This is a genomic window from Massilia sp. NP310, from assembly GCF_019443485.1.
Taxonomy (GTDB): domain Bacteria; phylum Pseudomonadota; class Gammaproteobacteria; order Burkholderiales; family Burkholderiaceae_D; genus Telluria; species Telluria timonae.
This window is the reverse complement of sequence record NZ_CP080379.1, coordinates 1,176,427-1,201,409: the sequence shown is the minus strand read 5'-3', so window position 1 is coordinate 1,201,409 and position 24,983 is coordinate 1,176,427. Positions and strand designations below refer to the sequence as shown.

At 63.9% G+C, this 24,983-nt stretch carries 22 protein-coding genes; 13 read left to right on the top strand and 9 right to left on the bottom strand.

All coding sequences use genetic code 11. The annotated features are described in order from the left end of the window. Positions 1–201 precede the first annotated feature (201 nt). Entirely contained in the window at positions 202–1,494 is a 1,293-nt protein-coding gene (locus KY496_RS05380) for an NCS2 family permease (RefSeq protein ID WP_229520432.1), read from the bottom strand. A gap of 97 nt (positions 1,495–1,591) precedes the next feature. On the opposite strand from KY496_RS05380, the gene KY496_RS05375 reads away from it, so the two are divergent. Continuing rightward, positions 1,592–2,830, top strand: coding sequence for a hypothetical protein (locus tag KY496_RS05375; RefSeq protein ID WP_229520431.1), 1,239 nt, complete (start codon positions 1,592–1,594; stop codon positions 2,828–2,830). A gap of 409 nt (positions 2,831–3,239) precedes the next feature. Next, entirely contained in the window at positions 3,240–4,418 is a 1,179-nt protein-coding gene (locus tag KY496_RS05370; RefSeq protein WP_219864144.1) for a glycosyltransferase, read from the top strand. Positions 4,419–4,479: 61 nt separating this feature from the next. On the opposite strand, the gene KY496_RS05365 is transcribed toward KY496_RS05370, so the two are convergent. The 5 genes from KY496_RS05365 to KY496_RS05345 form a co-directional block, all read right to left on the bottom strand. Beyond that, positions 4,480–6,828 (bottom strand): ATP-binding protein, encoded by a 2,349-nt coding sequence (locus KY496_RS05365; RefSeq protein ID WP_219864143.1) that lies wholly within the window; start codon positions 6,826–6,828, stop codon positions 4,480–4,482. A gap of 99 nt (positions 6,829–6,927) precedes the next feature. Continuing rightward, positions 6,928–7,188 carry a hypothetical protein gene (locus KY496_RS05360; RefSeq protein ID WP_005670796.1) on the bottom strand — a complete coding sequence of 87 codons (261 nt, stop codon included), beginning with the start codon at positions 7,186–7,188 and terminating at the stop codon, positions 6,928–6,930. An 85-nt stretch (positions 7,189–7,273) separates the two neighbouring features. Further along, positions 7,274–7,543: a DUF5985 family protein gene (locus KY496_RS05355; RefSeq protein WP_219864142.1), complete on the bottom strand. Its 270-nt coding sequence runs from the start codon at positions 7,541–7,543 to the stop codon at positions 7,274–7,276. Between the two features lie 4 nt (positions 7,544–7,547). Then, on the bottom strand, positions 7,548–7,808 hold the full coding sequence (locus KY496_RS05350) for a DUF5985 family protein (protein WP_184236155.1): 261 nt from the start codon (positions 7,806–7,808) through the stop codon (positions 7,548–7,550). 130 nt (positions 7,809–7,938) lie between these two features. Continuing rightward, entirely contained in the window at positions 7,939–8,331 is a 393-nt protein-coding gene (locus tag KY496_RS05345; protein ID WP_184236157.1) for a hypothetical protein, read from the bottom strand. A gap of 205 nt (positions 8,332–8,536) precedes the next feature. On the opposite strand from KY496_RS05345, the gene KY496_RS05340 reads away from it, so the two are divergent. The 3 genes from KY496_RS05340 to KY496_RS05330 all read left to right on the top strand — a co-directional run bounded on the left by KY496_RS05340 (position 8,537) and on the right by KY496_RS05330 (position 11,906). Beyond that, on the top strand, positions 8,537–9,325 hold the full coding sequence (locus KY496_RS05340) for a DNA/RNA non-specific endonuclease (RefSeq protein WP_005670803.1): 789 nt from the start codon (positions 8,537–8,539) through the stop codon (positions 9,323–9,325). 9 nt (positions 9,326–9,334) lie between these two features. Beyond that, a complete protein-coding gene (locus KY496_RS05335; protein WP_071362752.1) occupies positions 9,335–9,598 on the top strand; it encodes a hypothetical protein in 264 nt (87 codons plus the stop codon). 250 nt (positions 9,599–9,848) lie between these two features. Continuing rightward, entirely contained in the window at positions 9,849–11,906 is a 2,058-nt protein-coding gene (locus KY496_RS05330) for a hypothetical protein (protein ID WP_005670807.1), read from the top strand. 75 nt (positions 11,907–11,981) lie between these two features. On the opposite strand, the gene KY496_RS05325 is transcribed toward KY496_RS05330, so the two are convergent. From KY496_RS05325 to KY496_RS05315, 3 genes are all read right to left on the bottom strand, one after another. After that, a complete protein-coding gene (locus KY496_RS05325; protein ID WP_219864141.1) occupies positions 11,982–14,852 on the bottom strand; it encodes a pitrilysin family protein in 2,871 nt (956 codons plus the stop codon). 78 nt (positions 14,853–14,930) lie between these two features. Continuing rightward, on the bottom strand, positions 14,931–15,905 hold the full coding sequence (locus tag KY496_RS05320; RefSeq protein ID WP_229520430.1) for a diguanylate cyclase: 975 nt from the start codon (positions 15,903–15,905) through the stop codon (positions 14,931–14,933). 142 nt (positions 15,906–16,047) lie between these two features. Beyond that, a complete protein-coding gene (locus tag KY496_RS05315) occupies positions 16,048–17,091 on the bottom strand; it encodes a hypothetical protein (protein WP_219864140.1) in 1,044 nt (347 codons plus the stop codon). A gap of 172 nt (positions 17,092–17,263) precedes the next feature. On the opposite strand from KY496_RS05315, the gene queE reads away from it, so the two are divergent. The 8 genes from queE (at position 17,264) to KY496_RS05275 (ending at position 24,973) form a co-directional block, all read left to right on the top strand. Next, positions 17,264–17,899, top strand: coding sequence for a 7-carboxy-7-deazaguanine synthase (gene queE / locus KY496_RS05310; protein WP_005670815.1), 636 nt, complete (start codon positions 17,264–17,266; stop codon positions 17,897–17,899). A gap of 15 nt (positions 17,900–17,914) precedes the next feature. After that, positions 17,915–18,358 carry a 6-carboxytetrahydropterin synthase QueD gene (gene queD / locus KY496_RS05305; protein ID WP_005670817.1) on the top strand — a complete coding sequence of 148 codons (444 nt, stop codon included), beginning with the start codon at positions 17,915–17,917 and terminating at the stop codon, positions 18,356–18,358. Beyond that, on the top strand, positions 18,358–18,870 hold the full coding sequence (tadA, locus tag KY496_RS05300) for a tRNA adenosine(34) deaminase TadA (RefSeq protein ID WP_229520525.1): 513 nt from the start codon (positions 18,358–18,360) through the stop codon (positions 18,868–18,870). Before queD ends, tadA begins: the two co-directional genes overlap by 1 nt. A 313-nt stretch (positions 18,871–19,183) precedes the next feature. After that, positions 19,184–20,611: an AAA family ATPase gene (locus tag KY496_RS05295; protein ID WP_219864138.1), complete on the top strand. Its 1,428-nt coding sequence runs from the start codon at positions 19,184–19,186 to the stop codon at positions 20,609–20,611. After that, positions 20,598–21,221: a retron system putative HNH endonuclease gene (locus tag KY496_RS05290; protein ID WP_219864137.1), complete on the top strand. Its 624-nt coding sequence runs from the start codon at positions 20,598–20,600 to the stop codon at positions 21,219–21,221. The genes KY496_RS05295 and KY496_RS05290 overlap by 14 nt, the downstream gene beginning before the upstream one ends. 212 nt (positions 21,222–21,433) lie before the next feature. Then, positions 21,434–22,363: an alpha/beta hydrolase gene (locus KY496_RS05285; protein WP_219864136.1), complete on the top strand. Its 930-nt coding sequence runs from the start codon at positions 21,434–21,436 to the stop codon at positions 22,361–22,363. Next, positions 22,360–23,277: a muramoyltetrapeptide carboxypeptidase gene (ldcA, locus tag KY496_RS05280; RefSeq protein WP_184236173.1), complete on the top strand. Its 918-nt coding sequence runs from the start codon at positions 22,360–22,362 to the stop codon at positions 23,275–23,277. Before KY496_RS05285 ends, ldcA begins: the two co-directional genes overlap by 4 nt. Positions 23,278–23,374: 97 nt before the next feature. Then, positions 23,375–24,973, top strand: a complete 1,599-nt coding sequence (locus tag KY496_RS05275; RefSeq protein WP_219864135.1) for an ABC-F family ATPase — start codon at positions 23,375–23,377, stop codon at positions 24,971–24,973. The last annotated feature ends 10 nt before the right edge of the window (positions 24,974–24,983 follow it).

The window sequence follows — 24,983 nt, the reverse complement described above, 5'->3', positions numbered from 1 at the left end:
CGGTCGCATGGGCTGCGCCGTACCGCGTGGCATGCGCAGGGCGACCGGCCCATCGTTCGTGGATCGTGCGCGACCGTGGTGATAGCCGCGAGTTGGCGGACATTGTAACGCAAAGACAGCGCGATGCGATGCAATCGGGCATGAATGGGCGCTTGTTTAGTCGATGCCGGCGCGAACGACCGGTCACTTTTATCGAGCGACTCAAGTGCCGACGTAGACGATCTTGAAAGCGAACAGCGCCGCGATCACCCACACCACCGGCTTGACCTCGCGCGCGCGGCCGGTCAGCAGCTTGAGCACCGTATAGCTGATGAAGCCGAAGGCGATGCCTTCGGCGATCGAATAGGTGAACGGCATGCCCAGGGCGGTCACGGCGGCCGGGATGCTCTCGGTGCTGTCGCCCCATTCGACGTCGCCCAGGTCGGACAACATCAGGCAGGCCACGAACAGCAGCGCCGGCGCGGTGGCGTAGGGCGGCACCACGGCCGCCAGCGGCGCGATGAACAGGCAGGCCAGGAACAGCGCGGCCACGGTCAGGGCGGTGAGGCCGGTGCGCCCGCCGGCCTGCACGCCGGACGCGCTTTCCAGGTAGGCGGTGGTGCTCGAGGTGCCCAGCACGCTGCCGGCGACGATCGCGCCGCTGTCGGCCAGCAGCGCCTTGTTCATCCGGTCCATCTTGCCCTCGACCAGCAGGCCGGCGCGGCGCGCCACGCCCATCAGGGTGCCGGTGGCGTCGAACAGCTCGACCAGGAAGAACACCAGCACCACGTTCAGGATGCCGGCGGCGAGGGCGCCCGGGATGTCGAGCTGGAACAAGGTCGGTTCGATCGACGGCGGCAGCGAGAACAGGCCCTGGTAGGTGTTCCCGCCGAAGAAGAAGCTGAGCACCGTCACCAGCACGATGCCGATCAGGATCGCGCCGCGCACGCGCAGGCGGTCCAGCGCCACGATGGCGAAGAAGCCGACGATCGCCATGATCGCGGCCGGCTGGTGCAGGTCGCCGGCCTTGACCAGGGTGGCTTCGTTGGCCACCACGATGCCCGCGTTCTTGAGGGCGATCAGGGCCAGGAACATGCCGAGGCCGACCGTGATCGCGACCCGCATCGAGCGTGGGATGCCGTCCACGATCATGGCGCGCAGGCCCACCATGGTGACCAGGATGAACAGGCAGCCCGAGATGAACACGGCGCCCAGCGCCGCCTGCCACGGGATGCCCATGCCGAGCACCACGGCGTAGGCGAAATAGGCGTTGAGCCCCATGCCGGGCGCCATCGCGATCGGGTAGTTGGCGTACAGGCCCATGATGGCGGTGCCGCCGGCGGCCACCAGGCAGGTGGCGACGAACACCGATTCCTTCGGCATGCCGGCGTCCCCCAGGATCGAGGGGTTCACGAAGATGATGTAGACCATCGTCAGGAAGGTGGTTAGTCCGGCCATCATCTCGGTGCGGATGTTGGTCTTGTTTTCGCTGAGTTTGAAGAGTCGTTCGAGCATGGGGGACTTTCTGGATTCGTTTTTTGCCCGAAGCATAACACCGGGACACGTCGCTTGCAGCCCGCGGCGCTACGCCGGGCCGCGCGGCGGTGTTACCATGCCGGCTCGAACCTCCATCTATTTTGTCCACACTATGCCGAAGAACAAGCGTCCCGCACCCCGCACCTCGAACAACACGCGCGAACCCGACACCGATGCCCAGGCGCGGCTGATGGCCGACATGGCCCTCGAGATCGCCGAGCGCGAGGACGAAGCGGCGCAAGGCGACGAACAGGCCGAGGCCCTGGCCAGCCTGGTGCGCAAGGCGATCCGCAAGAAGCACGACGAGGTGCTGTACGAGGCCATCGAACTGGCGCGCTACACCGATCCGCTAGCCTGCCGCCTGCTGCGCGCGCGCGTGGAAGAAGAAGCCGCCACCCTGCGCATCCGGCGCGAAGACGGCCCGGAAGTCGAGATCGACGCGTTCCTGGTGCCGCTGTTCGTGCGCAGCCGCGGCGGCCTGGACGGGCGCGAGAACTTCCAGGACCCCGAGGCCTTCGAGCGTCTCTCGGCCAGCTTCCAGGAGCACGGCCTGGACAGCAAGGGCGCGAAAGTGGTGCTGCTGCAGCATGCCTACGACCTGGCCGAGATCGATCACATCGCCTACGGCACGCTGCACCAGATGCTGCGCGAAGCCGCCGCTTCGCTGCTCGAAAAAAAGCTGCAGCCGGCGCCGACCATCGAGGCCAGCATGCGCGGCTGGACCGGCGAGCCGGTGGCGCCCGACGAGACGGCGCTCGAGCTGCGCTTCCTGCTCGGCTTCTCGCTCAAGCGCGCCGACGATCCGTTCTACCGGGTGCCGCAGGACGAAGCGGGCAGCGACGCCTATTTCGCGGCGCGCATGGAACGCTACCGCGCCTGGACCGAGGCGGTGGCCCCGCTGGTGGCGCGAGCCCTCGCGCGCGAGCCGGACCGCCTGGAGCTGAACTTCCTGTACCAGGACCTGTTCTACGGCGCCAAGGAGCAGGGCGTGGCCGAACTGGCGACGCTCGGCGTGCTGGCCGAGGCCAAGCGCCTGCTGGCGGCCAAGGACCTGACGCCGGACGCGGTGCACGCCGCGGTGGCGCCGCTGGACATGGGCGAGCACGTGGTTCTGCGCGCCAACCTGTATGCGCTCGACGGCGGCCAGCCGTGGGGCACCGTCGAAAAGCCGGTCGACCTGGCCGCCGACCTGGCCGCCGAGGTGGACGAATTGTGCGATGCACTACTGTCGCTCGGCCTGGAAGGCGTGTCGATCGCGGCCGGCTTCAGCGCCGACGGGCACGCCGAGGGTGCCGAGCCGTATCACGCGGCCTGAAGCGCCGCTGACGTCCCGCCGCCGAACCGTCCATAGCGCCCCGCCGCAGGCCGCATTTCGGCCGCGAGGGCGGTAAACCGGCGATTTCGGCCCCCGATTTCAGTGCAAACAGTAAAGTTTTTGCCGTTTTTTCGTAGTGGATTTTCCTGTGTTGGTGTAGGAGGTCCCTTACAAAAAATTGCTTCCCAGACGGACTCTCCCTATGAGGCCCAGCAGTAGGGCGGCAATATTTAGTTACATCTGGTGCAATGTTGCTCTGCACAACTGAAAATATTAGGAAAATTGCATGATACGATTCCGTGGTCAGACCGGCTTCCCGGGCGCCGCCACGGCCTTGAGAGAGAGAGAGGAACCGGTCCGGTTTTACTTGCCAACTACTAGAACGCCGCCGAGGCGAAAGGAAATCGACATGCCGACCCTGATCGTGTTTTGCCACCTCCGCTGGGATTTCGTGTTCCAGCGCCCCCAGCACCTGATGACCCGCCTGGCCGAACACTACAACATCCTCTTCATCGAAGAGCCGATGCACACCGAGGGCGAGGCACGTCTGGAAAAGACCGACGTCGCACCGAACATCACCGTCTGCCGTCCGCACACGCCGATCCAGCAGTTCGGCTTCCACGACGACCAGCTGCCGACCCTGCAGGCGCTGCTGGCCAACCTGGTGCCCAAGGACGAGGCGCCGATCGTCTGGTTCTACACCCCGATGGCGCTGCCGCTGCTGCAGGTCTTCAAGCCGTCCAAGGTGATCTATGACTGCATGGACGAGCTGGCCATGTTCAAGAATGCGCCGAAGCAGCTGCTGCAGCGCGAAAGCGCGCTGCTGAACATCGCCGATGTCGTCTTCACCGGCGGCCCGAGCCTGTACCAGTCGAAACGCGACCGCCACGCCAATGCCCACTGCTTCTCGAGCAGCGTCGACGCCAGGCACTTCCGCCAGGCCCTGGATCGCGCCATCTCGCACCCGGACCAGGCCCATATCGCGCATCCGCGCCTGGGCTTCTATGGCGTGATCGACGAGCGCTTCGACGTCGACCTGGTCTCGAGCATGGCCGACGCCCATCCGGACTGGCAGATCGTGCTGATCGGCCCGGTCGTCAAGATCGATCCGGCGACCCTGCCGAAGCAGCCGAACGTCCATTACATGGGCCAGCGCACCTATGACCAGCTGCCGCAGTTCCTGGCCGGCTGGGACGTCTGCCTGTTGCCGTTCGCCATGAACGATTCGACCAAGTTCATCAGCCCGACCAAGGTGCTCGAATACATGGCGGCCGAGCTGCCATGCGTGTCGACCCCGATCACCGACGTCAAGGTTCCGTATGGCGACGTGGTGGAAATCGCCGAGTCGCACGGCGACTTCATTGCCGCCTGCGAGCGCCAGCTGGCGCTGAGCGACGACCAACGCCAGGCCATGGTGCAACGCATGCGCGAAGTGGTGGCCGGCACCTCGTGGGACCTGACCGCCAGCCGCATGCACGAGCTGATCGGCAACGCCGTCCCGGGCAACAAGGTCGAACGCTTCTTTGCCAACAGCCAGGAAGCGGCGCGCATGCCGGCCGAAACGCTGCCGGTGGCCCAGGTCGGCTGATTGGATCCAGGCCGCTTGAACCCGGCCTGGCCCCTGACACGTCGTCCCCGCACAGGCGGGGTCATACCCGCCTGAGCACTTCCTCGATCGCCTCCACCGTCGCCGGCTTGGTCAGGTGTTGGTCGAACCCCGCCGCCTTGGTCCTGGCCCGGTCGGCTTCGCCGCCCCATCCCGTCAACGCCACCAGCCGGATGCCCGCCAGGCGGGCGTCTTCCCGGATCGCCGTCGCCACCTCGTAGCCGGACATGCCCGGCATGCCCAGGTCCAGAAACACCACGTCCGGCATCAGGCTGGGCAGCATGCGCAGCGCCTGGCGGCCGTCGTTGGCCACCGGCGCGCGGTGGCCCATCATATTGAGCAGGGCGGCCAGGGTCTCGGCCGCGTCGCGGTTGTCGTCGACCACCAGCACGCTGCGGCCGGGCGGCGCGGCCTCGGATGCTGTCCCGATCGTTCCGGCCTCGTCCGCCGGCAGCGCCGCATGCGCATCGGGCATGAGCGGCAGCCGCACCGTGAAGGCGCTGCCGGCATTGGTGCCGGCGCTGGCGGCGCTCACGCTGCCGCCATGCAGCTCGACCAGGCTGCGCACCAGCGACAAACCGATGCCGAGCCCGCCCGATCCGGGCTGCTGCGCCTGGCCGACCTGGGTGAACATGCGGAACACGTCTTCCAGCGCCTCGGGCGCGATCCCGATCCCGTTGTCGGACACCGTCACCAGCGCCTGCTCGCCGTCGCGCCTGGCCTCCAGCGCGATGCGTCCGCCCTTGGGCGTATAGCGCGCCGCATTGTTCAGCAGATTGCTCACCACCTGGGTCAGGCGGGTCGGATCGGCGTCGAGCACCAGGGCTTCGTCAGGGAGGCGCAGGTCGAAAGCGTGGCGCCCCGCCTCGATCAGCGGCATGCTGGTCTCGACCGCGGCCGTCAGGACCGTCGCCAGCTCGACCCGCTCGCGCCGCAGCTCGACCTGGCCGCGCGTGATGCGCGCCACGTCCAGCAGATCGTCGACCAGGTTCACCAGGTGGTCGAGCTGGCGCTCCATGATGCCGTGCACGCGGGTGACAGCCTCGCGGTCGGCGGGCGAGCGCCGGATGAACTGCAGCCCGCTGCGGATCGGCGCCAGCGGATTCCTCAGTTCGTGCGCCAGGGTGGCCAGGAACTCGGTCTTGAGGCGGTTGGCTTCGGACAGGTCGGCCGCCATGCGCCGCAGCGCGGCGTCCGACCGGCGCCGTTCGGTAATGTCGGTAAACAGCACCGCGACCCGGCGCCGTTCGGGCGGCCCCAGCCGCGTCGCGTGCACGTCGTACCAGCGGTGCAGGCCGCGCGCCTCGTTCTCGAAGCGCACCGCCTCGCCGGTTTGCGCCACCCGGCCATAGATGTCGAACCAGTGCTGCTCGTGGTTGGGCACCAGCTGGCGGATCGTCTTGCCCACCGCATCGAGCAGGCCGGTATGCTTGACGAAGGCCGGATTGGCCTCGACGAACAGGTAGTCGCAGGGCTGGCCTTCACTGTCGTAGATCATGTCGATCACGCACAGGCCTTCGTCGATCGAGTCGAACACGGTATGGTAGCGCTCCTCGGTGGCGCGCAGCTGCTGCTCGGCCTCGCGCTGGCGCGTGGCGTCCATGACCACCCCGTGCACCTCGCACGGCGCGCCATGGTCGTCATACTCGACGTGGCCGCGCGCGATCATCCAGCGCCAGCCGCCGGCGTCCGCCCGGATGCGGTAGGTGGCGGCATAAAGGCCTTCGCCGTCGATCGCGGCATTGATCTGCGCCACCGTCGGTTCGATGTCGTCCGGATGGAAGGCCGCCAGGTAGGTGGCGAGCGGCGCGTCCAGGCGCCGCTCCTCTGCAACCCCGAACAGCGCCGCCATGCGGGCGTCGGCCCGGACCCGGTCTTGCAGGATGTCCCACGACCAGATGCCAAGCTCGGCGGCCTCGACGATGCGTTCCAGGCGCGAACGGGTCTGCTCCAGTGCCGTCTCCGCCCGCTGCCGCTCTTCCTGGCTGTTGAAGGCCTCGATGTAGAAACGCGCCTTGGCGCGCAGGATCGTGGGGGAGAGCGGTTCGGTAAGCACGGCGATGGCGCCGGCGTCGTACAGCAATTCCTGGGGGAAGGGCAGGGGTTGCGGCAGGCCGAGCGCCACGATCGGCGTGCGGCTGGAGCGCGGGTTCGCGCGCACCGCGCGAATGGTGTCGAGCATGCCCTCGGCGTCGCCCGAAAAGCCGACCAGGATCAGGGCGAAATCGCCCTTGCGGGCCTGTTCCAGGCCGTCGGACTGGGTGGTCGCCCGCACGATGGCCTGGTCCAGTTCGCGCGAGACCTGGTTGACGATCGGGTCGTCGATCGCGCGCTTGCAGATGAAAAGAACACGCCTGTGGCTGGCGTGCGGTATGGTGTCAGTCAGGGACATCTTGGCCCGGAAAATTGGTTATGGTTATTTCGGCAATCTAAGTGTGTCGCCGGGCCATGTCAACGATTTTGCGCTTTTTCGGTGCGCCGGCGCCCCCTGTCAGGATTTGTCCGGCACCTGCTGCGAGGGCACCGGCGTGCGCAGCGCCTCGGGAACGGCGTCGGCGATGCCCTGCGACGGCGCCTGGCCGATGCGGCGCGCCTCGTCGGAATGCTGGTCGAGGTTCACTTCTTCGGCCACGTCGAAGCGGCCGTCTTCGGCGCCTTCGTCGCCCGGCAACAGGTTGTCGGAACGGTTGTCCTGGCCTCCGGCGGGAACCGGAACGTCCTGCTTGCGGTCAGAGTGATCGGGAGCGCTCATGTGGACCTCCATGGAGTGTTGAACATGGTCCGATTATGGCGCAGCGCCACCGCCCCGGGCGCACGCCAGCGTCGCATGCGGGCGCTCACGGGCCCCGCTTTTTGCGCGGCAGATTCTTTTCCAGGATGGCCCACAAGATCAAGCCATAGGCCAATAACCGGATCAGGTAGTGCAGCGGCGAATCCTCGCCGCCGCCGTCGCGCAATACCGCATACACGCGGTGCAGCCCTTCGATCGCGAATGACAGGGCGAAATACAGGAAGAAACGGTCGCCGCTGGCGCGCCAGAAGCGCAAGAAGAACAGGGCGATGGTGATGGAAGCCATGGCGATCGCGCCGGCCAGCAGATGGGTCATCGCCTCAGTCCTTTTCGTAGATCAGGCCGTACAGCAGGAGCAGGCAGGCCACCAGCGCGCTGGCCAGACGCCACCACAGCAAGTCGACCTGGGTCGGGAACACGACCTTGTCCAACAACAGCAACAAATTATTCAAGGTCATGCCCGTGAAGCAGGCGCCGCTCCAGAACACGAGGCGGTGGCGCGTGCGCCGGTAGCTGGCGAACAGCAGCACGGCGCACGTCAGCGAGGTCAGCATGCAAAGGGTGTAGATCACTTCGCCCATATATCACATCGTCCCGAAGGGTATGCTCATTATTCTTGTCGGCGCCTGGCGCCCGCTCATTGCGTCTGATTTTATGTCTGACTATTGCGTCTAGTGTATTGCATACAGCCCAGCTGGCCACGTCTTCCGCTCATTCGTCCTTGCGTAGTCGGAAGGCGTCGGCAAACTGCTGGGCCTGACGCTCGAGGCTGGAGTGGATCAGGTGGGTGACCTCCACCAGGTGCCGGCCATACAGCTCGGCCAGGCGATCGATCCGCTCGCGCAGGGCGTCGCTCACGGGCTCGTAGCGATAACAGTGGGCGGCCGGCGGATCGCAGGGCTGCGCGATGCCCGCCTTGCATAAATCGGACAGCAGCTGGCCCGCCACGCGCTCACGGATATAGAGCCGGCTGGCCAGCATGGCGCTTTCCCACTGCTGGGTGGGGTCGGCGCGCAGCAGCAGCAAGGCTTCCAGGAAGGGCACGGAAGGAACGCTCGTCAGGACGAAACGGCGTAGATCTTCCGGGATTGGCGGGTGGGTCATTCGTGGCGAACTTGTTTCCCAAATGGAAAATCTTATTGAGAAAGCGATAATTTTAAAACATTCCGTGAGGAATTGCTCATGCAATCGTGCGCACCCGGTGCGCAGTGTCATGGGTATCGCCGCGCGCGCCGATCAATGCAAAGTTAATGCTCAGGAGCACCTGCTCAGCTAAAATGCCCGCTTTCTTCACCATTGCCGTTCAATCATGCTTCGCTCCACCCTGGGCAGACTTCTTGCCCGCCTCGCCGTCGCCGGCGCCTTGCTGTCCGCCGGCGCGGCGCAGGCCGACAGTTGTCCTGTCCACTACCTCGACGGCCGCGCGCCCGAGATCCACAACCAGAAATTGGCGAAATCCACGCGCGAGCTGTGCTACGGCGTGTTCGGCGTCATGCATTCAGGCGTGACCCGCACGCCGCTGTGGTCGGCCGAATACGTGCGCGCCGATAACCTCAAGCGGGCCCAGGGCCTGGACCGCGACGACAAGTTCCACGCCGAGGGGCGCCTGCCGCGCGGCCAGCGCGCCGAGCTGTCGGACTACGCGCGCAGCGGTTTCGATCGCGGCCACCTGGCGCCGAACGCCAACATGCCCGACCGCCGCACCCAGCGCGAGAGCTTTTCGCTGGCCAATATGGTCCCGCAAGACCGCGACCACAACCGCCACATCTGGGCGCCGATCGAGGGCGCGGTGCGCACCATGGCGAAGAAGGAAGGGGAGCTGTACGTGATCACCGGCCCGGCCTTCCTCGGCGCCAGCCTGAAGAAGGTCGGCAACGTCATCGTGCCGAGCCATCTGTACAAGGTGGTGTACAGTCCGCGCCAGAAGCTGGCGGCGGCCTGGTTCACCGAAAACCGCGCCGATGCGCCGATCAATGTGGTGCCGGTCGCCGAGCTGGAGCGCATCGTCGGCATCGAACTGCTGCCGTCCCTGTCGGCAAAGCAGAAAGAACGCATGCTGCGCCTGCCCAAGATCAAGCAGCGCAAGAACCGATCGTAAAGGAACGCCATGAGCAAGAAGAAACCAACCTCGTTCACCCCGTTCGCCAACGAAGCCGACGTCGCCGGCATCGGCGACCTGATGCTGGAAAACCGTGTCGACCGCATCACGATCTCGGGCGACGTCGACCTGACCGCCGACGTGCCCGGGCTGGACAAGGCGCGCCGCCTGCACGCGCTGCTGGGCGAGATCGTGGCCGCGCTCGAGGCGCGCGATCTGCCGGACGCGCTGCCGCCGCCCGAGGTCAAGACCATCGACAACCCGTTCGCCTGAGCACGGCCCACCGGCTCCGGTGCGCTATCCATGCCGGGCGCCCGCCCGGTGTTCCTCCCCCTGTCGTCCTGCGCCTACGTGCTCATCCGTAGGTGGTCCGACGCCGCATTTCGCCTTGTTCTGACATGATCTTTCCAACGGTCAATGGTGTGCGAGCCCCATCAGTATTGGAGTAATCTTGACAACAAAGCGCAAACGAGCGGCAGTCTCGTCGCCGGCGCCAGTACCACCATTTTTCGGAGGAACGACCATGCAACATACCCTTGTCGCGGTGTTCGACAACCGCACCGATGCGCAGAACGCCATGAACGAACTGCTGTCGTCGGGCTTTACCCGTACCGACGTCCGCCTGTCCAACGCCGACCCGACCGGTCAGACCGACAGCGTGTCCGGCCGTTCCGACCTCGACACCGAACGCAGCGCGGACGGTGACACCGGCATCACCGCCAGCATCAAGAATTTCTTCAGCGACCTGTTTGGTTCGGATAATGCGGAACACGTGAGCCGCTACGAGGGCGCCGTCACCCGCGGCCACCATGTGCTGACCGTGGTCGCCGCCTCGCTGCCGGAAGTCGAGCGCGCCGCCGACATCGTCGAGCGCTACGGCCCGACCGACATCGACGAGAACGCCACCGGAACCCCGGACCTCGCAACGGGCGGCATCAGCGCCGGCGCCATGCGCATGGGCAGCAGTGCCGGCATGCAGCAATCGTCGTCGATGTCGGCCCAGTCGGGCTCGCTCGGCAATGCGCAGGCGGCGCCGACGCCCACACTCGACAATCCGGGCGACCGCCCGCTGTTCCAGCAAGGCTCCCTGAACCAGGGCCAGACCGTCGGCGGCACCCACCAGGAATCGCTGGGCAGCAGCGGCCTGACCGCCACCGGCGGCACCTCGCTGCAAAGCTCGACGCTGCGCGACGACCCGCTGCAGAACGCGCCGCTCGACGGCAGCCAGCAGGGCGGCCTGGCGGCTGGCAGCGCGCAGCTGGACAACGACCGCATCGCCGCCCAGGGTTCGAACCTGGGCAACACCGCATCGGCGGGCAGCACCTCGTCCATCCAGGGCTCGGCCCTGGAAGGGTCGATCCGCAGCGACTCGCTGCAGCGTGACACCCAGACCGGCTCGCTGGCGGGCGGCAGCGCCAGCCTGGACAAGCAGCGCAGCGGCGTGCGCATCTTCTCGCGCGGCCAGTCGGACGCCGCCCTGGGCCTGGGCGGCAGCGCGGGTTCGGCCTCGAGCACCATGGGTTCGTACGACGACGATACCTACTATCGCAACCATTTCAACACCACCTACGGCGCCACCGGCGCGTCCTACGACGACTACCTGCCGGCCTACAGCTACGGCAGCGAAGCCGCGCGCAGCGGCCGCTACACCAACCGCGCCTGGGACGACATCGAAACCGACCTGCGCAGCGACTGGGACAGCCGCCACGCCACCGGCGGCGAGCCATCGACCTGGGAAAAGATGAAGGCCGCGGTGCGCCACGGCTGGGAACGCATGACCCGCGACGACGACGACGACCAGTACCGCAGCCACTACGACAGCACCTATGCGAGCAGCGGCACGAAGTTCGAGGAACTGAAGCCGGCCTACGCCTATGGCAGCGAGATGCGCCGCAGCGAGATGTATCGTAACCAGCCATGGGACGACGTCGAGGGCACCCTGCGCACCGGCTGGGACAACCGCATCGACGGCACCCGCGACTTCAGCACCACCGGCAGCGACACCAGCGAACCGTCGACCTGGGATCGCGTCAAGAACGCCGTCCGCCACGGCTGGGACCGCATGACGGACGACAACGACGATGACGTCTACTACCGCAACCACTGGAACTCGACCTACGGCGCCGCCGGCGGCTCGTACGACGAGTACCGCCCGGCCTACAGCTACGGTTCGGAAATGGCGCGCAACGACCAGTACCGCGGCCGCAGCTGGGACGCGGTCGAGACCGACCTGCGCAGCGACTGGGATCGCCGCTATCCGGGTGAGCAATCAACCTGGGACAAGATGAAGTCCGCCGTGCGTCGCGGCTGGGACCGCATGACCGACGGCGATAACGACGCCTACTACCGCAACCACTGGAACTCGGTGTATGGCGCCACCGGCGAGGCCTATGACGAATACCGTCCGGCCTACAGCTACGGCTCGGAAATGGCGCTCAACGACAAGTACCGCGGCCGTCCGTGGAACGACGTCGAGACCGACCTGCGCAGCGACTGGGATACCCGCTATCCGGCCGACCAGTCGACCTGGGAAAAGATGAAATCGGCCGTGCGTCACGGCTGGGATCGCATGATGCGATAAGCCCGCACCGCGGGAAATGAACGCGGCGCCCTCGGGCGCCGCTTTTCATGGCACTACACCTGTTGCTCTACCGGTTCACTTGGCGAAGACCTGCGCCGCCGGCGTGATGGTCACCGCCTCCGGCCTGATGTTCAGCTTCATCGAGCCGATCTGCTGGTCCTCGTCCAGCAAGGCCTGCGGCTTGTTGGCGTCGTACTTGATCGGCGAGAAGGCGTCGCTCACCAGCGCCTGTTTCAGGCCGGCCGCATCCTTGGTGATGATCACCACCGACAGGTTCCTGGCCGACAGGTGCTTCCTGATCGCCGTATTGACGTCGGCCGCGCTCAGCTTCGACAGGGCGTCGCGCATCATGGCGGTGAAGTCCGGCGTGCCGTACCACTGCGAATCGAGCGCATAGCCCAGCTGCTGGTCCTGGGTCGCGGTCATTACGAACACGTTCTTCAGCAGATAGTCGCGGGTGGTCTCGAAGTCGGCCTGGCTGATGCCCCCATCGACCATCTTGCCCAGTTCGTGCAGCGCCACGCGCAGCGCGAAGTGGCCGTTCTGCGGCGCCACCGGGCGGATCCAGACCTCGAACAGCTGCGCCTTGCGGCCCAGGTTGGGGTTCGGGAAGAACTGGAACATCCCGCGCGGGAAGGCTTCGATATACGCGTAGTCGCCATAGTTCATGCCGCGCTCTTCGCGGATGCGCTGGTACAGGTGGGCGCTCGAGGAGCGGTGTTCGCCGAACCAGGTCTTGGCCAGCCACAGGGCGGCGAAGTCCGGGTGCTTGCGCGTGACCTCGAGCGGCAGGCCGAACGAGATCGCGGTGGCGCGCGTGTTCTTCTCGACGATCTCCACTTCCAGGCCATTCGGCATGCGGCCTTTCGGCACGCCCGTCACGGGGAGGCCCGCGCCTTGCGGCAGGCGCGCCAGCTGCGCCTTGAGCGAGGCCGTCATCGCTTCCGACACGTCGCCCGAGATGCCGACCTTCACCGCGCCGCGGGTATAGGCCTTGGCGTAGAAGGCCTTCACGTCATCCAGGGTGATGGCGTCGATGCCGGCGACGGTGCCGAGCACAGGATGACCGTAGCCGGTGCCGGCGAACACATTCGCGTGCAGCCTTTCCTTGCCGAATTCCTCCTCGTTGTTGTCCTTCAGGTCCAGCACCAGCGCATTGCGCTGGGCGTCCTTCAGGCGCCGGAAATCTTCCTCGCGGAAGCCCGGGTCCACCAGCAGGGGCATGGCGATGCCGAGGAATTGGTCCCAGTTATCCTTGTGGATGGTGCCGGTGAAGGTCGTCATCTCCTTGTCGGTCTGCTCGGTGAAGCTGCCGGCCATCGGGAACAGCGACTTGGTCACCTCGTCGATCTTGCGCTCGCGCGAACCGCTCGCGGCCACCATCGCGGCGGTGAGGGCGGCCAGGCCTTCCTTGCCCCTCGGGTCGTGGCTCGATCCGGCGGCGAACAGCAGCTTGAAGCGGATCTGCGGCAAGGCCGACTTCTGCACCAGCACGTCGAACTTCGCATCGACCGCCTGCGGCGCGAACGATGCCAGCTTCGGCAATTCTTCGATGCCCTTCGGCAGCGCCTCATGCGACAGGGTGGTGACCACCATGCTGTCGTCGACCAGGTATTTGCGGGCGGCGGCCTGCAGGTCGGCCGGCGTCAAGCTGTCGATCGCGCGGTAGTACCCGTTCAGGGTGCCGTAGGAGCGCTCGAAATGCACATAGGAAGCCAGCGTCGAGGCGATCGCCTCGGTGTTGTCGAGCGAGCGGATCAGGCCATACTTCTGGGCCGACTTGGCCGCTTCCAGCTCCTGGCTGCTGACCGGTTCGTCGCGCAGTTTCGCCACCGTCTGCAGGATGGCGTCGCGCACCATCAATGCGTCGGCTGGATTCTTCACGCGCGCGCCGATGGTGGCCAGGGTCGGATCGACCCGGTTCGGGGTGAAGTCGAACAGCTGGTCGACCTTTTGCTCGTCCTGCACCAGGCGCTTGTACAGCGGCGAGGTGCGCCCGAACGACAGCGACAGCGCCATCGACAGCGCCGCCTGCTCCTTCTGCCGGGCGACGAAGCTCGGGGCGCGCCAGGCGACCGTCACCAGCGGCAGGGTCGGCGTCTGCCAGGCCACGTGGCGGTACTGGGCGCCGCGCGGGGCGGGTTCGACCGGCACGTTCGACTCGAAGGCGCCGCGCTTCCAACCGGCCCAGTACTTCTCGACCATGGCGATCGCCTTCGACGGTTCGACGTCGCCGGCGATGATGATGGTGGTCTTTTCGGGACGATACCAGCGGTCGAAGAAGACCTTCGAGTAATCGTACTGGTTGGGCATGTCCTCGATGTCCTTGAGGAAGCCCATCGTGGTGTGCTTGTAGGTGTGGGTGGTGTAGGCGGCGTCGCGCTGCACCTCGAACAGCTTCGACATCGGGTTCGCGCTGTTCTTGTTGTATTCGCCCAGCACGGCGCGCGATTCGGTCTTGAAGGCCGCGATCGGATACGACAGGTGCTGGAAGCGGTCGGCCTCGACCTTCAGCACCGTTTCCAGGTCCTGCTTGGCGAAGGTGGTGTAGTAATTGGTGAGATCGTCGCTGGTATACGCGTTCTGGCGCGCGCCGGCCTTCGTGATCACTTCCTGGTATTTTTCGGGCGGGTAGGTCGGCGTCCCGCGGAACATCATGTGCTCGAAGAAGTGGGCGAAGCCCGACTTGCCCGGTTCGACTTCGTTGCGCGACCCGGTCTGCACCGGGATGTGCACCGAGACCAGGTTGGGGAAGCCGGTCGGCACCACGATGACCTTCAGCCCGTTGGGAAGCAGTTTTTCGGTTGCCTTGAATGGCAGCACGTCACCACCGGTGGCGGCCTTGGCGGCCGTGGGGGTGGCCGACGCCGCATGGACGGCGCCCGCCACCAGCACGCCGGAAATCAATGTCGCGAGCGTGGTGCGCGACAGGGTCGATTGAAACACAATGTCTCCTTGGGAAATAGACAATCGCGAAGGATAGTCTATCCACCAAGGAATGAACAGCCGTAGCAATACCCGTCTTTACGCGGCTTCCGTCATCGGCAGGCTGATACGGTTGCGACCCAGGTGCTTGGCGCGGTACAGGGCGGCGTCGGCGATCGCGACCAGCTGGCTGGCATGGTTGTCGGGCCCGGCGATCGCGGTGGCGGCGCCGATCGACACCGTCACGTGGCCGGCGGCGAAGCGGCACGGCAGTTGCAGCTGTTCGACCCGGCAGCGGATGCGCTCGGCCACGATGGCCGCGCCTTTCAGCGACTGGTTGGGCAGGATCACGGCAAATTCCTCGCCGCCGTAGCGCGCCACCAGGTCGTTGGCCCGCATCTCGCTGGCCACGGCGCGCGCCACCCGCTTCAGGCACTCGTCGCCGCCCAGGTGGCCATGGGCATCGTTATACGCCTTGAAGTTGTCGACGTCGACCATCAGCAGCGACAGCGGCTGCATCTGGCGTAGTGCGCGCGTCCATTCCGCATGCAGGGTGTCGTCGAAGCAGCGCCGGTTGGCCAGGCCCGTCAAGCCGTCGCGCGTGGCCAGCTGCTCGAGCGCGATCTGCGCCATCTTGGCGTCGGTGAGGTCGCGCAGGGTCTCGACCACCGCCGACAGCTGGCCCCTGGCATTGAAGATCGGGCTGGCGTCGGCCGCCAGGTAGCGGCGCCGGCCGGCGCGCGGCATGTCGCACCAGCTCTCGATCGACAGCGGACCGGGACAATGGCCCTCCACGCCAGGGGGCGGCCGGACCTCGTCGCGCCGGCCCTTGAGCACCAGGTCGGCCAGGGTGGGGCGCTGGATCTCGTAGAAACTGCGCCAGTGGTCGCCGGTGCCGAGCACTTCCGGCGCCGGCACACCGGTCAGCTCCTCGCAGGCGCGGTTCCAGATCATGACGCGGGCGTCGGTGCCCAGCACGAAGACCGGCACCGACAGGCTTTCCATCAATTGCCCCACGAATGCCACGTCCTGGACCAGGGCTGTCGGGCCTGTGCCGGTGCTGGGTGCGCTCATGAGCCGTCCTCTGTGGTTGCGGTGTCGGAGAGCGACAACCGGTGAGTTGCCGCTAGGGACCGATTCTGCAACCTGCGCAGGATCGCGCCATTGATTTTCAGCAAGGACAATGGCGAGGTGGCATTTTGCAACGCTGGGCGCGTCAGGCAACCTTCGCCATGATGGCAGGCGCGCCCAGCGCCGGGTCGTGGACCGGATCATGGAGGGAGTTGCGTAGTGGATCTTGCACCACACTGCGCACCGGCACCGAGAGCAAGCAGCGGGCGCGCCGCTCGCCGGTGGCGACCATCCGCAGCATGCCGCCCATGGCGCGGATATGCTCGACCAGCTCGGCGGGCAGGGCGGCTACGTCGTCCACCGAGCCGGCGCAACCGTCGATCTCGAGGCCGAGCGTGCTGGCCCCTTCGAGCAGCCGCACATGCAGCTCGCATTTCTGCTCACCCTCGTGCCCGCGCTCCTGCGCATCACCGCCATGTCCGACGCTGCGCGCGGCGCCGGCCAGCACGTCCTGCAGCACGCGGAACACGGCCAGGCGCGCCGCGCGGTCCTGGCCGGCGCGCGAACTCGGATCGACGCCGGCCTCGAAGCGGTAGCGCAGGCCGTGGCGGTGCGCATGCTCGGACAGGCAGCGCTCCAGCGCCTGGCGCAGGCGGTCTTCCGGATGGGCGCCGCGCAGGCCGCCGGCGACGGCGCGCACCGCCTGGATGGCGCCGTCGATGCCGGCCAGCGCGCGGTCGACGCGGGCCAGCAGGAGCGGCGCGGGCGTCGCCTGGGCGCAGTCGCGCAGGCTCGCCATGTCGTCGCGCAGGCTCGACAAGCGGCGGCCCAACTCGGCCTGCAACTCGCTGCCGATCCGGGTCCGCTCGCCTTCGCGCACGCCTTCGTGCTGGCGCACCAGGCGGCACAGCACGTCGTGGTTGTCGGCCAGCGCCTGGTCGGTTTGGCAGCGCGCCTCGCGCTCGGCCTCGAGCTGGTGCTGCAGCGCGCGCGCCCGTTCATCGCTGGTGACGCTGCGGCGCAGGCCGATATAGGCCAGGACCAGGGCGGCCAGCGTGACCATGATGCAGGCCAGCACTTCCGGCGCCGCGCTGCGCCAGGGCAGCGGCACCAGCGCATGCGCGTCGCCGGCCTCGGCGCGGTGAGCAAGCAAGCACATCGACACTAGGAGAACCGAAGACTTTTTCATGAGTCGCCCTCTTACCGGATTCGGAACATTCCGTAGGACCATACCGCCGTCCTGCTGTAGGAATATTGTTTCTTCTCAAGCAGCTGTTATGCGACACGTTTTGTGGAACGGCAGCAACCGCAGCGTCACGGCGCCCGGCGCGCTATAATGGAAGGTTGACGAGAGGCTTACCGTGACTTACAGCATCAAAGAGATCTTCTACACCTTGCAGGGCGAGGGCGCCCATGCTGGGCGGCCGGCCGTGTTTTGCCGGTTTTCCGGCTGCAACCTCTGGACCGGGCGCGAAGCCGACCGCTCGAGCTCCGTGTGCCAGTTCTGCGATACCGATTTCGTCGGCACCGATGGCGAACGCGGCGGCAAGTTCAAGGAAGCGGACCTGCTGGCGGCCGAGATCGACAGCCTGTGGCCGGCCACTTATCCGGCCAGCAAATACGTGGTGTTCACCGGCGGCGAACCGCTGCTGCAACTCGACCGTCCCCTGATCGACGCCATGCATGCGCGCGGCTTCACCATCGCCATCGAGACCAACGGCACCCTGCCGGTGCCGGAAGGCGTGGACTGGATCTGCGTCAGCCCCAAGATGGGCTCGACCCTGGCGGTGCATAAAGGCAGCGAGATCAAGGTCGTCATCCCGCAGGTCGGGCAAGACCTGGCCGCCTATGAAGGGCTCGACTTCGAGCATTTCTACGTGCAGGCGATGGACGGCCCGCTGGCCGCCCGCAACCTCCAGCTGGCGATCGAGACCTGCCGCGCCAACCCGAAATGGAAGCTCAGCCTCCAGACCCATAAACTTCTTCAGATTCCTTAAAGATCCACGCGCAGCATGTTGACCATTACCCGCAAGCTCGAATTCGATGCCGGACACCGGATTCCCGACCACAAGAGCCAGTGCCGCAACCTGCACGGGCACCGCTATACCCTTGAGATTACTCTGACGGGCCAGGTGATCGATTCCGATGGCAATTCTGACAACGGCATGATCATGGATTTTTCCGACGTCAAGGCGCTGGCAAAGCAGCACCTGGTCGACGTGTGGGATCACGCCTTCATCGTGTACGAAAAGGATGACAAGGTGCGTGAGTTCCTGGCAAGCCTGCCGGACCACAAGACGATCGTGATCGACCGCATTCCGACCGTCGAGAACCTGGCCCAGGTGGCGTTCGACATCCTGAAGGCCGTGTTCATTGACCGCTACGGCACGGGCCTGCGCCTGCACAAGCTGGTGCTGCACGAAACCCCGAACTGCTGGGCCGAGATCACCGAATGATGCCGGACCAGACCGTCCAGGCCCTCCAGGAAGCGCCGACCGAGAGTGCGGAAGGGCGCTATATGGGCTTGGCCCTGGCCCAGGCGCAGCTGGCCTGGGACCGGGGCGAGGTTCCGGTCGGCGCCGTCGTGGTCAAGGACGGTGAGGTAATCGCGACCGGCTTCAACCAGCCGATCAGCGGCCACGACCCAACCGCCCACGCCGAGATCGTCGCCCTGCGCGCGGCCGCCGAAAAGCTGGGCAATTACCGGCTCCCGGGTTGCGAGCTGTACGTGACCCTGGAACCCTGCATCATGTGCTCGGGGGCGATGATGCATGCGCGCCTGGCCCGGGTCGTCTATGCGGCGACCGACCCTAAGACCGGCGCCTGTGGCTCTGTGGTCGACCTATTTTCTTTGAGAGCGTTAAATCATCACACCCAAGTTATGGGTGGGATTTTGAGTAGTGAGGCAAGTGCCTTACTGAAGGCTTTTTTTGCCGAGAGGCGAGCCGAACTGTCAAAACGACCTTAATGTGTAATTGGCGATGGTGAAGTCTTACTCAGAACGAACGTCGTTGTAATTAGGCTCAACCTAGAGCCTCTGTTTAAGCGTCGATTATAGAAGGTGGCAATACCTACTTGGCACGGCAACTCTTTCTGTGCGGAGTGTATATTGGGATGACTAGCGATTGCATACGACTAAGTTTTCTGGCTATTATTAAACAACGCACTCTAGACGGCTACAATTTTAGATATTGCCGCTCTGTTACTGGCTTATGCCCCATACCGAATTCCGTAGCACCTCTCAGCTAGATAATTTATTTACTAATATGGTTAAATAAGCTATGAGAATAGAAGAACTTCATTTAAGTAATATAGGGCGCTTTAGAAATCTTAGCATTTCGCTGCAAAATACTAACCTCGAGAACTCGAGTGTTACCGTTTTCATCGGCACCAATGGTGGCGGAAAAACGACGATACTTCGCTCTATCGCGACGTCCCTTAGCTGGCTTACTGCTCGCATACGAAGTGAACAAGGTAGCGGCAGTCCGATTCCGGAAGATTGGATAACAAACGGCACAAATTCCGCGGCTATTGCTGTGCGTGCTAAGGAATTTGGTGCGCTTACTTGGGGTATTTCAAAGACGCGTGCGGGAAGGAAGGGTGACCATTTTTCCCACTTGTCTGAGCTGTCAGAACTCGCGGAGAAGCATCGCTATCACCTGTCTTCCGATGAAAACACTAGCTTACCGCTTATTGCCTTTTACCCGGTCGAACGCTCTGTTATTAACGTACCGCTTAAGATAAGTTCAAAAAAAGGGTATTCTCATCTAGATGGGTACGAAAACTCTTTGAGCCAAGGGGTGGATTTTCGCCGTTTTTTTGAATGGTTTCGCGGCAGAGAAGACATGGAGAACGAAATTGGGCGACCACAGGCAGTTTTAAACATGATTCGGCAGGATCCGGATAAGGTCGCGAAATTTATCAATTTAGTTGAAGGCGCGGAAAGTCGCATTGACAAGATCGAACCTTTAGATCTTAAATCACTATCTACTGAGATGAAATCGATCAGTTATGCAATTAAGTTTGTAGAAGCGATCGAGCGCTCATCGAAAGACAAACAATTGACCGCTGTACGACAAGCGATAACAAACTTCATGCCGAATTTCTCAAATTTGAGAGTCCGACGCAAACCGAAGTTGCATATGCTAATTGACAAAGATAATTCGCCATTAGATGTTAGCCAATTATCTCAAGGCGAGAAATCATTAATGGCTTTGGTTGGCGATATTGCAAGGCGTCTAGCAATACTTAACCCCGGATCAAGTAATCCATTGGAGGGTCGAGGAATCGTCGTTATCGACGAGGTCGACATGCATTTGCATCCGCAATGGGCGCGAAAAATAGTAGCGCAGCTCACCAATACATTCCCAAATTGTCAGTTTATATTGAGTACCCATTCGCCACTGGTAATTAGCGAATGCAAGGATATTTTGATTTATAGTTTGGAAGATGGACAATTAACCGAGATACCATCTCAATACGGCCAAGACGCAAACAGTGTTTTGCTCGAGGTAATGGATACAGACATTCGCAATTCTGATGTTGCTCTTGCATTAGGAGATCTAAGTGATCACATTCAAGACGGGCGATTTGATGCCGCTCAAACCTTACTCGAGAACTTGCAGAATGATTTGCCAGATGGCAACATTGAATTAGCAAAAGCTAGAATCATGCTGCGAAAGGAGCAACTAAGGCGTGCGAAAGATTAGCAAAGGTGAAGAATGCGCTCAATTGCGGACCTGGAAGAGAAAAAACCCAAATGGAGACTATAAGGACGTCGATGATATCACCCGACGCCATATTCGACAGTCACTCTTGAGTGAGCAGTTCGGGCTATGTGCCTATTGTTGTCAACAAATAAATTTGGAGAATAGTCATAACGAACATTTGTTAGCTCAATCTGTCCGGAACAGTATAACTCTGGAGCATAAAAATCTTATAGCCAGTTGTAATATCAAGCGTCAATGCGGCGACGCTCACGGAGCTGCGATTCTTGAGTTAACTCCGCTAATGGACGAATGCGAGGAGGAGTTGCGATTCAAGTTCAGTGGGAGGGTTGAGGCAATCACGAAACGCGCTGAGGACACGGTTCGCATTCTGAACTTAGGCGATACCGAAAAAAATAATAAAGCGCTGATTTCTAGGCGCAAGGCAGTATGCGAGGCATTAATCTGGAAGGATTTTTCTGTGCCACCCGATCAGCTCAAATCGGAGGATGAAGATTTAATAGAGCTTTTATACACGGATCTTTCTGATCCAAAAGATGGGAAACTGCAGCCGTTCGCTCCTATTCTGCGCAACATCCTGCGAAACCGCTAAGATAATTTGAGTGCTTTCACTTTTCGCAGCACGGTTTCCATGGGACGACGCACGCCTGAAATCGCTTCCGATGCGGTGGATAGCTCTATTGACCACGTGTGCGCCGCGGCGCTCGCAAAGATGCTATTGTTTCTATCATTGAATACCCTTGGTCAAGCATAGATTCTTTACCGCCGTCACGCATTGTCAGCGCATCAGATCGCTATTTGCTCATGCCTACCCTCCACGCCAACGGACTGCGCGTCGCCTTCGACACCGCGGGCGACCCCAAAGCCGCGCCGCTGCTCCTGATCCACGGCCTCGGCATGCAGCTGACCAACTGGCCCGACGACTTCGTCGAAGGCCTTGTCGAGCTCGGCTTTTACGTGATCCGCTTCGACCACCGCGACTGTGGCCTGTCGACCAGGTTCGAGCAGGCCGGCAGGCCGAACCTCACGCTGGCGCGCATCAAGGCCGCCCTGGGCTGGCCGCTGCGCTCGCCCTATGGCATCGAGGACATGGCGGCCGACGCCCTCGGCGTGCTGTCGGCGCTGGGCGTGGCCCGGGCCCACCTGGTCGGCGTGTCGGCGCTGGGCGGCATGATCGCCCAGCAGCTGGCGGCGCGCCACCCGCAGCGGGTGCTGAGCCTGACCTCGATCATGTCCACCAGCGGCCGGCGCGGCCTGCCTGGGCCGGGCGCGGCGGTGCGCAAGGCGCTGGCCAGCCATCCCGCCGACCCCACCGATCTCGACAGCGTCATCGAGCACGCCGTCGGGCTGCTGCGACTGCTCGGCGGCCCATCCTATCCGACCCCGGAGCGGCAGTTGCGCAAGCGCGTCACGCGCTCCATGCGGCGCTGCTATTGCCCAAGCGGCAGTGCGCGCCAGATGCTGGCGCTGCTTGCCGCCGGCGACCGCAGCACGCTGCTGCCGGCGATCTCGGCGCCGACCCTCGTCATCCACGGCGCCGCCGATCCGCTGCTGCCCGTGGCCTGCGGCCGCGACGTGGCAAGCCACATCGATGGCGCGCGACTCGAGATCATCGAAGGGATGGGGCACGATTTGCCGCCCCAGCTGGTCGAGCGCATCCTTGCCTTGATCGACTCCCATGCGCGGGGTAAGATGTTGCCAGATTCAACACCCCGGCTCTTCGTCAAACAGTGATCACTTCCCGTCCCGGCATCGCCATCGTGGCGCCAGCCGGCTGCATTCCCGAACCATCGGCGCTCGAACGCGCCATCGCGCGCCTCGAAGGGCAGGGCTTCCTGGTGCGTAATTACTACGACCATAGCTGCACCCACCAGCGCTTCGGCGGCACCGATGACGCACGCCTGGATCAATTGCACGCCGCCGTGGCCGATCCAAGCGTGCACCTCGTCATTGCCCTGCGCGGCGGCTATGGCATCAGCCGCCTGCTGCCGCGCATCGACTTCGAGGCGATCGCCGCCAGCGGCAAGATCGTGGTCGGGTTTTCCGACCTGACGGCCCTGCACATGGGCCTGATGGCGAAAGCGGGCGGCCTGAGTTATGCCGGGCCGATGATCGCGGGCGACTTCGGCGCGCCAGACCCGGTCGCGTTCACGCTCGACGATTTCTGGGCCTGCCTGGCTGGCCCCACACACACCATCAGCGAGCGCGCGGCCGGCAATCCGGCGCTCGACGTGCGCGGCGCCGTCTGGGGCGGCAACCTGGCCATGATCGGCGCGCTGGTCGGCACGCCGTATTTTCCGCGCATCGACGGCGGCATTCTGTGGCTCGAAGACATCGCCGAGCATCCGTACCGCATCGAGCGCCTGCTGCTGCAGCTGATGCAGGCCGGCGTGCTCGAGCGCCAGCAGGCGGTGGTGCTGGGCGACTTTTCGGGCTATCGCCTGGGGCCGATGGACAATGGCTATGACTTCGACGCCATGCTGGCCTATTTGCGCCAGACCCTGCCGCTGCCGGTATTGACGGGCCTCTCCTTCGGCCACATCGAGCGCCGCGTCACCATTCCGTTTGGCGCCCAGGGCCACCTGGTGTCCGATGCCGACGGCTTCCGCCTGACCTTGTCCGACTATCCGACCCTGCGCCGCATCTGATCCGCGCGCCACTGTCCGGAATCCACCCTTATTCGCCTGGCAAGGCGCAGAATGGTAGAATAGCCGGTTAATCAAATATGCTTTTTGGGGTAATACAGTGCTATCCACAGCCAATATCACGATGCAATTCGGCGCCAAGCCGCTGTTCGAGAACATTTCCGTCAAATTTGGCGAGGGCAACCGCTATGGCCTGATCGGCGCCAACGGCTGCGGCAAGTCGACCTTCATGAAGATCCTGGGCGGCGACCTCGAGCCGTCCGCAGGCAACGTCAGCCTCGATCCGGGCGAGCGCCTCGGTAAGCTCCGCCAGGACCAGTTCGCCTACGAAGACGTGCGCGTGCTGGACGTCGTCATGATGGGCCACACCGAACTGTGGAACGCGATCGCCGAACGCGATGCGATCTACGCCAACCCTGAAGCCACCGACGACGACTACATGAAGGCCGCCGAGCTCGAAGGCAAAGTCGCCGAATACGACGGCTATTCGGCCGAGGCGCGCGCCGGCGAACTGCTGCTGGGCCTGGAAATCGCCACCGAGCTGCACCAGGGCCCGATGAGCGCCGTGGCGCCGGGCTGGAAGCTGCGCGTGCTGCTGGCCCAGGCCCTGTTCTCGAATCCGGACATCCTGCTGCTCGACGAACCGACCAACAACCTGGACATCAACACGATCCGCTGGCTGGAAAACATGCTCAACGAGCGTAACTCCACCATGATCATCATTTCCCACGATCGTCACTTCCTGAACCAGGTCTGCACCCACGTGGCCGACATGGACTACGGCACCCTGAAGGTCTATCCAGGCAACTACGACGACTACATGCTGGCCTCGACCCAGGCGCGCAACCAGCAGCTGGCGAACAACGCCAAGGCCAAGGAAAAAGTGGCCGAACTGCAAGATTTCGTGCGCCGCTTCTCGGCCAACAAATCGAAGGCGCGCCAGGCGACCTCGCGCGCCAAGCAGATCGACAAGATCAAGATCGAGGAATTCAAGCCTTCTTCGCGCGCCTATCCGTTCGTGCGCTTCGAGGGCGAGAAGAAGCTGCACCGCCTGGCGGTGGAAGCCGAGAACATCTCGAAAGCCTATGATCGCCAACTGTTCAAGAACTTCTCGATCATGGTCGAGGCGGGCGAGCGCATCGCGATCATCGGCGCCAACGGCGCGGGCAAGACCACGCTGCTGCGTTCGATCGGCGGCGACCTGTGCGGCCTGCAGCCGGACACCGGCCGCGTGAAGTGGGCCGAGAACGCCAATCCGGGCTATATGCCGCAGGATCCGACCGAGGAATTCGCCAGCGGCGAAACGCTCACCGACTGGATGGGCCGCTGGACGCAAGAGGGCGACGACGACCAGGCCGTGCGCTCGATCCTTGGCCGCCTGCTGTTCGGCGGCGACGAAGTCAAGAAATCGGTCAAGGTGCTGTCGGGCGGCGAGAAGGGCCGCATGATGTACGGCAAGCTGATGCTGGGCCGTCACAACGTGCTGCTGCTGGACGAGCCGACCAACCACATGGACATGGAATCGATCGAGTCGCTGAACATCGCGCTCGACAAGTATGCCGGCACCCTGATCTTCGTCTCGCACGACCGCGAGTTCGTGTCGTCGCTGGCCACCCGCGTGATCGAGATCCGCGAGAACGACGTGGTCGACTTCCAGGGCAACTACGAGGAATACCTGCGCAGCCAGGGCATCGACTGATCGACAGGTA

What these genes read in the sequence shown, in the direction of transcription:
- KY496_RS05315 (WP_219864140.1), bottom strand. Translation starts at nt 17,091, where the DNA reads ATGAAAAAGTCTTCGGTTCTCCTAGTGTCGATGTGCTTGCTTGCTCAC.
- KY496_RS05365 (WP_219864143.1), bottom strand. Translation starts at nt 6,828, where the DNA reads ATGTCCCTGACTGACACCATACCGCACGCCAGCCACAGGCGTGTTCTT.
- KY496_RS05295 (WP_219864138.1), top strand. Translation starts at nt 19,184, where the DNA reads ATGAGAATAGAAGAACTTCATTTAAGTAATATAGGGCGCTTTAGAAAT.
- KY496_RS05355 (WP_219864142.1), bottom strand. Translation starts at nt 7,543, where the DNA reads ATGACCCATCTGCTGGCCGGCGCGATCGCCATGGCTTCCATCACCATC.
- KY496_RS05285 (WP_219864136.1), top strand. Translation starts at nt 21,434, where the DNA reads ATGCCTACCCTCCACGCCAACGGACTGCGCGTCGCCTTCGACACCGCG.
- KY496_RS05360 (WP_005670796.1), bottom strand. Translation starts at nt 7,188, where the DNA reads ATGAGCGCTCCCGATCACTCTGACCGCAAGCAGGACGTTCCGGTTCCC.
- KY496_RS05370 (WP_219864144.1), top strand. Translation starts at nt 3,240, where the DNA reads ATGCCGACCCTGATCGTGTTTTGCCACCTCCGCTGGGATTTCGTGTTC.
- KY496_RS05320 (WP_229520430.1), bottom strand. Translation starts at nt 15,905, where the DNA reads ATGAGCGCACCCAGCACCGGCACAGGCCCGACAGCCCTGGTCCAGGAC.
- KY496_RS05380 (WP_229520432.1), bottom strand. Translation starts at nt 1,494, where the DNA reads ATGCTCGAACGACTCTTCAAACTCAGCGAAAACAAGACCAACATCCGC.
- KY496_RS05375 (WP_229520431.1), top strand. Translation starts at nt 1,592, where the DNA reads ATGCCGGCTCGAACCTCCATCTATTTTGTCCACACTATGCCGAAGAAC.
- tadA (WP_229520525.1), top strand. Translation starts at nt 18,358, where the DNA reads ATGCCGGACCAGACCGTCCAGGCCCTCCAGGAAGCGCCGACCGAGAGT.
- KY496_RS05345 (WP_184236157.1), bottom strand. Translation starts at nt 8,331, where the DNA reads ATGACCCACCCGCCAATCCCGGAAGATCTACGCCGTTTCGTCCTGACG.
- KY496_RS05350 (WP_184236155.1), bottom strand. Translation starts at nt 7,808, where the DNA reads ATGGGCGAAGTGATCTACACCCTTTGCATGCTGACCTCGCTGACGTGC.
- KY496_RS05340 (WP_005670803.1), top strand. Translation starts at nt 8,537, where the DNA reads ATGCTTCGCTCCACCCTGGGCAGACTTCTTGCCCGCCTCGCCGTCGCC.
- KY496_RS05335 (WP_071362752.1), top strand. Translation starts at nt 9,335, where the DNA reads ATGAGCAAGAAGAAACCAACCTCGTTCACCCCGTTCGCCAACGAAGCC.
- queD (WP_005670817.1), top strand. Translation starts at nt 17,915, where the DNA reads ATGTTGACCATTACCCGCAAGCTCGAATTCGATGCCGGACACCGGATT.
- KY496_RS05330 (WP_005670807.1), top strand. Translation starts at nt 9,849, where the DNA reads ATGCAACATACCCTTGTCGCGGTGTTCGACAACCGCACCGATGCGCAG.